Annotated in this window: 6 protein-coding genes; 1 reads left to right on the top strand and 5 read right to left on the bottom strand. The window is 49.1% G+C overall.

Annotated features, from left to right (window positions below; all coding sequences use genetic code 11):
* Positions 1-129: 129 nt before the first annotated feature.
* Together NZ772_08405 and ilvC are read right to left on the bottom strand one after the other, a co-directional pair.
* A complete protein-coding gene (locus tag NZ772_08405; GenBank protein ID MCS6813574.1) occupies positions 130-927 on the bottom strand; it encodes a GUN4 domain-containing protein in 798 nt (265 codons plus the stop codon).
* A gap of 35 nt (positions 928-962) precedes the next feature.
* Positions 963-1,958 carry a ketol-acid reductoisomerase gene (ilvC, locus tag NZ772_08400; GenBank protein ID MCS6813573.1) on the bottom strand — a complete coding sequence of 332 codons (996 nt, stop codon included), beginning with the start codon at positions 1,956-1,958 and terminating at the stop codon, positions 963-965.
* 346 nt (positions 1,959-2,304) lie between these two features.
* Here ilvC and NZ772_08395 point away from each other — a divergent pair, with 346 nt between their 5' ends.
* The gene (locus tag NZ772_08395) at positions 2,305-3,009 is read left to right on the top strand and encodes a class I SAM-dependent methyltransferase (GenBank protein ID MCS6813572.1); all 705 of its coding nucleotides are present in this window, start codon (positions 2,305-2,307) and stop codon (positions 3,007-3,009) included.
* A gap of 170 nt (positions 3,010-3,179) precedes the next feature.
* On the opposite strand, the gene NZ772_08390 is transcribed toward NZ772_08395, so the two are convergent.
* From NZ772_08390 to NZ772_08380, 3 genes are read right to left on the bottom strand one after another with little or no spacing between them, the layout of a single operon-like run.
* Positions 3,180-4,373 (bottom strand): glycosyltransferase family 2 protein, encoded by a 1,194-nt coding sequence (locus NZ772_08390; protein ID MCS6813571.1) that lies wholly within the window; start codon positions 4,371-4,373, stop codon positions 3,180-3,182.
* A 2-nt stretch (positions 4,374-4,375) separates the two neighbouring features.
* Positions 4,376-6,178, bottom strand: coding sequence for a hypothetical protein (locus tag NZ772_08385; protein ID MCS6813570.1), 1,803 nt, complete (start codon positions 6,176-6,178; stop codon positions 4,376-4,378).
* A 60-nt stretch (positions 6,179-6,238) separates the two neighbouring features.
* On the bottom strand, positions 6,239-8,659 hold the full coding sequence (locus NZ772_08380) for a sucrose synthase (protein MCS6813569.1): 2,421 nt from the start codon (positions 8,657-8,659) through the stop codon (positions 6,239-6,241).
* Positions 8,660-9,069 lie beyond the last annotated feature (410 nt).

Genomic DNA, 9,069 nt, shown 5'->3' with positions numbered 1-9,069 from the left:
AAGAGGAAGGGTTGGGGATGAGGGCAATTCATATTTGTGTTCAGCAACGCCGAATTATCCTGGCTGTTGTCTTATCGCTGTTTGGAATCACTGTGAAGTCAATTCTCATAACGCTGGATGGGTAGCCTCTCATAACGCTGGATGGGTAGCCAATGCACTCCAACCCATGAGCATTAATGGTTGTCCACCGCCAAAGAGCAGATATTCGTAGTCCATCACGTCGTCGCCCCAGCCGACCCAACCAGGCAAGTGGGCGATCGGTGCCCGCAGGCTATAGGTCAGTTGGTTATGATAACGCCATGCACTACCTGTGCGCCAACCAATCTGGCGACCAAACTTGCCTAGGGTGATTAGGTCAGGGATGCCAGGAGCCATGCCCAGTTGTTGCCACAGTTGACGCTGAATACTAAACCCAAACCGCCCTTGGCTGTAATGCGTCCACAGACGATCGATTGTCCGCAAATCGGTTAGGGGAAACTGATGCAAAACATCGCCATCAGGGTAGAGCCGATCGGGATAGCCAATCAAGTGCAACATAATGCGAGCTGTAGCTAGATCTGCCTGTTCCCAATCAGCATTTGCTAGGAGAGTCTGAAGCGGCCCATAGTCGATCGCCTGTTCTGATTGCACCAAGGGTGTGTAACCTTGAAGCAAGGATCGTAGTCTAGGATCAGGGTGTTGCCAGAGCAGTAAGAGACTGGACTGTCCAGTGATGCCCTCTTGGTCAAGAGCAGCCACGATCGCAGCTTCTCCAGCCTGTCCATAGCCCAATGCTTCTAGTACCGCCGCTACCCGCTGAACTGCTGATGGACTCTGCAAGCGCCAAGTGACTCCAGGGAGTCCACCCAAGACAGCACCTGTAGTAGGTGGCGGTGTTAGCCCGCCTAGCACTGCATCCGTTGGCCTAGGTTGAGTTTGTAAGGTCACGATCGTGAAATCACCAACGCCGTAAGCCTATCAACTTACTTTGATTTTAACCAGCTAAACATGGCTCGCAATTCTTTGCCAACTGCTTCGATCGGGTGCGCAGCCTCTCGTCGGCGCATAGCTGTAAATCCTGGCTTGCCTGCCTGGTTTTCTAGTACAAATTCTCGAGCAAATTGTCCTGTCTGGATTTCCGTGAGGATTTTTTTCATCTCGGCACGAGTTTGATCGGTGATGATGCGGGGGCCACGGGTATAGTCACCATACTCCGCAGTGTTAGAGATGCTATCCCGCATTTTGGCCAAGCCACCCTCCACCACTAGGTCAACAATTAATTTCACCTCGTGAAGACATTCAAAATAGGCCAGTTCTGGTTGATATCCTGCTTCCACTAAGGTTTCAAAGCCTGCCTTAATCAGGGCACTTAGGCCGCCACACAGCACTGCCTGTTCACCGAATAGGTCAGTTTCTGTCTCTTCCTTAAAGGTGGTTTCTAAAATGCCGCCGCGAGTACCGCCAATTCCCTTGGCATAGGCCATTGCTAAGTCTCGCGCTCGTCCAGTTGCATCCTGAAACACTGCAAATAAACAGGGTACACCTTCCCCTTGCTCGTATGTGCGCCGCACGAGGTGTCCTGGACCTTTGGGAGCTACCATAAACACATCCACATCCGCAGGGGGAACGATTTGTGCGAAGTGAATGTTGAAGCCGTGGGCAAATGCGAGTGCTTTTCCAGCCGTGAGATGGGGTTGAATATCATCGGCATAGACAGTTTTTTGCACTTCATCAGGGAGCAGAATCATAATGATGTCAGCTAGTTTGGCCGCATCAGCAACGGGTTTGACGGTTAAGCCTTCAGCTTCCGCTTTAGCGGCTGATTTGCTGCCTGCATATAATCCCACAATGACGTTAACCCCACTATCTTTGAGGTTGAGGGCATGGGCATGTCCCTGGGAACCGTAGCCGATGATGGCGATCGTTTTGCCCGTCAACAGGTCTAGGTTGGCATCTGCGTCGTAATACATTCGAGCCATAGTTGGGGTCTCCTTACCAGTCCAGTGTGAGAATGTCTGCAAACCTAACATATTACCAGAGTTAGTCACAGATATTACAGGCTATTCTGACGCTTGAGAACCTGTGTGGAAATAGCTGCCTATGTTAATACTGTGATGCGCGATCGGCAACTCAGGATAACTCTGGTGCAATGCCTTGACTTGTAGTGAACGCTTCAGCGCTAAAGCACGGGCTACCAACGTGATGGTTAGAGTTGACGCAGCCCCAGCTAGGAAAATATCTCAGATAGCGTGTGTAACCTTGGCATCCTTGGGTGTGCCAGACAATATGCTACTGTAGCAATTGCAGTATATTGGGTAGGTACTCGTGACGCTAAAGACTCACCTCCGGGGCATTAAACGGAAAATCCAATCTTGGATCAGGCAATTGCTTTATCGTCTGCGCTATGGGGCATTGGGAAAATATATCATCTATGCTCAGGAAATTCCAGGCTGGTCAACCAACCGAGAGATGTTTGCACTGGCACGCGCTAGCTATCAGTTGCCTGCAAATGCTGTAATTGTGGAAATTGGCTCATTTTTAGGCAGGTCATCAGTATTGTTGGCAGGTGCCCGAAAAGTGCGTGGTAGCGGGAAGTTGCACTGTGTTGACCCGTTTGATGCCTCTGGTGATGATGTTTCAGTGCCGATTTACCAAGACATTATCAGCGCCAAACCCATGTCTCAGCGACAGCAGTTTGATCAAAACCTTCAACGTGCTGGTGTGACATCGTGGGTGGATGTACATAAGGGTACTGCTGAGACAGTTGGGCTCCATTGGCAGCAGCCTATCGATCTCCTCTTTTTAGACGGGGATCAATCCCCTCAAGGCGTTCGTTCAGCCTACGAGTTGTGGTCGCCTTGGCTGAAAGTGGGTGGGTTGCTAGTAGTCCATAATTCAGCCGATCGTGACTACGTGGAAGGTCATGATGGGCACCGTCGCTTGGTTGTCGAAACTATACATCCACCTGAGTATGAGGATGTTACTTCTGTTACAGGAATTACATTTGCTCGAAAAGCGCTAAAGAAGTAGCTGCTTAAGTTCAAGTGTCAATGCTGCAAACAACTGTATCTATCCCCAATGTTAGGCTTATCCCCAATGTTAGGTGCACGTTTTGAGCACGATGGGATGAAGGTTTGCTAAGAATACACCTTAGCCCAACAAATAGTGGATTATTGGGAAGATGATTGGGATCCCTAGTCCTAGGGTTGGATATCAGTAACGCGCCAGTTCAGCTTGAAATTAATCCAGAAGTTCCATAGGGTAACGATCGCAATAGCAATCAGCTTGGCAATATACTCATTGACACCAAAGCCATTAAACAAGATATTCACGATCGACACATTTAATACTAAGCCTGCCAAACAAACGATATTGAACTTTATCAGTCGTTTTAGACGTTGTCGTTTGCCGGGTTGCTTGCGGGCAATGTCACCAAATGTCCACAGCTCGTTCCAAAGAAAGTTGCTGAGAATCGCAATCTCTGAAGAGGCGATCGCACTGCGAGTCAGGCCCAAACCCAGTACTGTGCGCAACAGATAAAACAATCCCAAATCCACAAATACACCACTAAACCCGACTACACCGAATCGCAAAAAGCGACCCACAGGTAACAGAGATAACCGTAGGCGGACAAGATGGCGCAGGTAGTCAATGTATTGCTTACGTGTGACTTTGCTCTCACCCTCTTGTCGCTCTTGGAAGACATAACCAGCCTCACCAATCCAGCCGATACGTCCGCGTCCCAATACCTCCACCAAAATTTTGTAACCCAGGGGGCTGAGGGTGCAACCGACCAAACACCGTCGCCGCACTAGGAAATATCCACTCATAGGATCGGATACACGACCAATCACCTCAGGCAAGAGTATTAGGCCTAGAACCTGAGCACCACGGGAAAGAAACCGCCGGATGATACTCCACTCACTGACACCGCCGCCTTCTACATGGCGACTAGCAACGGCTAAATCGGCACCACGATCGATCTCTGCCCATAGGGTCTGCAAAATTTCTGGGGGATGCTGCAAATCTCCGTCAATGACACCTAACACTGCACCATAGGCAACTTGCCAACCTCGAACAACTGCTGTAGCCAGACCACGTTCGTCTACTCGGCGCATAACCCGCAGGTGAGGATATTGGTGAATTAGGGACAGGGCAATTTCCCAGGTGCCATCGGGGCTGTTGTCGTCCACAACAATCAGTTCATAGGCATTGGGCAAGATGTCGTCTAGACGATCGCTCAACTGAGCCACCATTGCTTTGATGTTTTTGGCCTCATTATAGGTAGGCACGACTAGGGAGAGCACGACCGTTCCATGACGCTGATCAATAGGTACCTCTTCTACGCAAAGAGCACCAGTCGGCACAGTGATTAATGATGTTAGATCAGGCATGGTTACTGAATTCGCTTCCAAATAGTAAGGTAACGATCGCGGTGGCCTAGCCATGACCTGTAGGAGAGACGCTCAACCACCTCATAACCCATTACCGCCTGACTAGCTGCTGTTACCAGATAGGTGTCATCTAAGACCCAAGGGCCTTTTCCTGACAAATTGCTATCATCCCACGATCGCGTGCGATAGACCTGCATGTACTGCTCGCTATTGTGCCAGCCATTAAAGGTATCGACATTCCGAATGATAGATGGTGGGACATTGTAGTGTGTCATTAGCCGCTGTCCAGCAGCCCATGCTGCTCGATTCCACGCTAGATAATCTTGCAAGGTTATGATGCTAACGCTGTAAATCAGCACACAACTGGCGATCGTAACCCAACGAGCAGACCTCCAACTCGCTGGTTTCATCTCGGTAGCTAAGATGAGAATGAATGGGATAGTCGCAGGTAACAGGTAGCGATCAAATACCTGCACTCGCCAAGGATTGTAGACAATCATCACCAGCAAAAGTCCCCACAGCCCTATGAACAACTGCTGGCTATCATACGCTGGATTGTTAACAACAGGGACAGAACCGTTAGTGGGCAGTTGGGGTAGGGGGTTGTCTGGCTGGCGCAGAATATTTTGCACAATTTCAATGCATCGGGCAACAACAAAACTAGCAGTGCATAGGCAAATAGCCGTAATTAGCCACCACCAATGCCCCAGATGAACAGTCGGCTGCAGGCCAGGTAGGTGTAAGTTGCCGATGGCAAAGTCGTGTAAATAGTCGCCATTGAGCAGAGGCATTCTTACAGGAAAGTCCCGTAGCCACTGGGCTGTGTCATTGAACAACCACCGCTTCAGCCCAAAAAGGATTCGCGGTAAGGTGAATACCCCGATCGCGACAAGGCAAAATCCCCAGGCTCTGATAGTCTGCTGCTGTGTCTGGCTCCTAGTTTGGTTAGTAAATATCACTTGCCACAGGTGGGCTATGCCCAAGGGTAGAAAAAACAGGCTGAGGTAGCACAGGGCAACCGGTACATGGCACAATGCCTCGATTGCTTCCACAGGGATGCGCCCAGTTAACGCTGCGAACGTAGGATTATTGGCTCCGATCGTAGATAGATAGCCGTAAATGGGAATAACCCCTAACCAAGGTGACCCTAGACAGAGCAAGTTACTGACTGACAGCGGTCGGTTGCGGGCAATTCGTAACCCGATCAGTGTTAGGACGTAGGCTATGGGCAAGACAATACCAAATTGGCGAATGAGAAAGGCAATGGCTGCAAATAAACTGCCTAGGATGATATTGCGGTCTTGGTGCCCAGTGAACGATCGCAGGAAAAACAGCCCCGATACAGCAGTCATGGCGAGAAAAGGCATATCGGTCATATAGCTGTAGGTCAAGCTCAGACCAACAGGATTCATGACCACAGCCCAACCACACAGAAAAGCCAACAGGCTAGGCAGGCCGATCGTTAGCCCGCATTGGGCGATCGCCCAAGCACCGATGCCAGTAATCACGATAGTAGACAAGCGCAGCGTCGTGAAGCTAAAGCCAAACACCTTACAGAATAAGGCTCCCCAAAATACCTGAGCTACTAGGGTTGAGGCTACATAGGGATGTCCAGCATAGGTGCCTGTGTGAAGCAGGTGTCGAGTAGCTACAGCATGGATCCAGTCATCATTGAGTGGAAACTCCCCCACAGGTGACACGAGTAGTAATGTGAGGAAAAAACTAGCGATTAAGCCCCAAACTATAGGAGTTTGTGTCAGAGAATGCCATAGGGTTCCTAGAGGAACGCTAGAGCGCTGTTCCATAGTGAGTAATGCCAAGATGTTGATATAGGGTTAGCTAACGGCTACTGAACCTTGGCCTTACTATAGCTGCTGATGGCGCTCAAGCAGTGCCCGAGCACGGGGACGATAGAGTAAGTAAAACAGGGCTTCGACGTAGCGCAACATGTCTTCCCGATTTTCCTTGGATGCATGGTTCCAAAACCCGTAGATCTTGGCCAGAGAGAGTAACCGAGTGGTGTGAATGCTCCAGGTATAAGTGCTATAGACTCGTTCGATCGCCCGTTGGGAAATCTGGTGCCAATACTGAGGATGCTGCTCACACTTGGTCAAAAAGTCCAAAATTTTGTCAGCCATCTCTGCTAACAAGGTTGGATTAATGAGAAAGCCATTGACACCATCCTGAATGATTTCTAGCGGGCCACCAAATCGAGTCGCAAAGGTAGGTAGTCCGGTAATCATTGCTTCTAGAATGGTGAGACCAAAGGCTTCAAACAGGGCAGGCTGCACAAAGATGCCCTGCCGATCGGCAATGACGCGATACACTTCACCAGAGTCAGCCTTAGACAGGCGTACCCCTAACCAGCGCACTTTGCCCTGGAGATGGTACTGATCAATGATGTGATAAAGCTTGTTAATCTGGTCAATCTCTTCATGGTCGGTGGAATCTTCAGGACGCAGCTTGCCAGCAATCAAAATCAGGTTACAGTGTTCCTGAAGAGCGGCACTTTTACCGAAGCACTCGGCTAGCCCAGTTAAGTTCTTGATGCGATCCAGACGTGCCATGGAAAATAGTGGTCGCTTCTTAGGATCATCCAAAGTTCCAAACACGTGGTGTGGGTCATCTAGGGTAAATAGCAGGTCTTCTAGGCGATCGCGCTCTAGCAAGAGCCGATCGTCGCTGTTGGTATAGGGAAAAAAGACATGTTCATTTACCCCCGGCGGCACCACGTTAAATTTGGGGCTAAACAGCTCAATGCCACTGACCACATGATACAGGTCAGGCATCGTGAAGGATTTGTAGGATTCGTATTGCCCAACACTATCAGGGGTACCCACAATTTCTTGATAGGTGCTGCTGATGATAAAGTTGGCTGCATTCATGGCAATCAGGTCAGCCGTAAATTGCAGCGAGAAGTGGTACTTATCTTCTAAGTCATGCCAATAGAGGTTGCTAAATAGATATTTAGATTTCTCTAGGGCATGGGCAACGTTGCACTGGGTAACCTTCAGACGGCGAGATAACAGAAATGCCACTAGATTGCCATCGGAGTAATTGCCCACAATCAGGTCAGGTTTACCTTGAAACTCAGCTCGCAACTCCCGCTCAGCATCGATCGCAAAGGTTTCTAGGTAGGGCCAAATCTCAAAGCGCGAAATCCAGTTCTGCGTCAGTTTAGGGTTGAAATCCCGGAACGGTACCCGTAAAATCCAAGCGTTCTCAGTTCCGTAGATCTTTTCTAGGCGCTGGTTACAAGTCGTACCATCACTGTTGGGAATTAACCGCGTTAACACAATCACCTTGGGCTGGACATTCAACACAGATAGCCCTGCCAGCTCTAGATCATGCCGAAGTTGTTGTTCTAGGCTTTTCACCTGATCCAAGATGTAGACTACTTGCCCGCCCGTGTCTGGTCTTCCCAAAACCCCCTCTTGCCCAAACCAGCCATGGGGAGACACCAAGGCGATGCGAAAAATCATGGGAATGCGCGAAATCAACGCCTCTAATGCCTGGTGATCAGGGGAGTCGATCAACTGATCGAGGATTTCGAGAGTTTCTTGTATACGCTGGGCAGTATTCCCCCAACCTGGTTCAAAGCCCATACTTTGCAAGTCAAACCGCAGTGCCTCGTAGGGCTTATCACTCGGACAATTACCCAGAAATGTGATAGCCGCCTTAACTTGATTAGACAACTGTTTTTGACTGTTGATCCGCTCGTTGATCATGAGTGGTTGGCCACCATAGCCATGCAACCGCAAAAACGTAAACAGTTCTTCTTGCCATTGGTGTGGATCTTGAAAGAGTTTGCTAGAAAGGTATCGATTCAAGAAAGCAACACCCTTGCCGATGTTTTTGGGGTCACGGATAGTTGGTGAATAGTCATAAAAAGGCTGAAAATCAATCTCGAATACATCGCCTTCGTTGGGATGGAAGTGATTGACCAGACGATCGTGTAGATCTAGCAGGTCTTGCGTACTAATTGGCTCTACTGTCAAATCTTCCAACAACCGATAGGCTTCTTGACTGGCTATGCGGGGACGAATAATCAAGTACAGACTTTCACTATCGATGATGATTTCTTGAACGTAGTAGATCAGCTTGCTGAGGTGAGAGGATGTGTAGAAGCGATCGGACTTTTCGTAGGTATGGCAGTACTCTGCAAACAGGGTCAAAATCTCGTTTCGCAGCAGATATCGTTTTTCAGAAGTGCGTAACAAGCTAGCAAACTGTCGGAGGTTGGTGCGCTCATCGCTCTGGAGAACAGCTTGAATTAGGTCAGACATTGGCAGATTTTCCTTAGTGAACAACCACACATGTGCCAAGGTTTGATGGATATAGGTATGTGGGCAAAGGTTCCCTATTGTTTAGGGTTCTGTAAACCAGCACCAACAGTCACACCACAACTATCCACAGCAGAACTTCTCTGTCAGAAATTCCTAGATAAACCCTGTGCAACGCACTCGTTAGTTACCCCTCAGGGCTATATTTCTATGCCTAATCTCGCAGTTAGCCAATCCTGTAGCTGGGGTTAAATCAGCTTGCTTCTGTGCTTCACCTGCAAGCATTTGGCCTCTTGTATCTAAGATAAAAGCTTTTAATCAACAGAGAAATCCGCCATTCGTAGCAACTCTCTAGTGGGAGTAACCCATATGAATGTGCGACGTGAATGTGTAATACGAGTGTGTGAGAGATG

The sequence above is a fragment of the Cyanobacteriota bacterium genome (assembly GCA_025054735.1).
Taxonomy (GTDB): domain Bacteria; phylum Cyanobacteriota; class Cyanobacteriia; order SKYG9; family SKYG9; genus SKYG9.
This window is presented reverse-complemented; position numbering and strand designations above follow the sequence as displayed.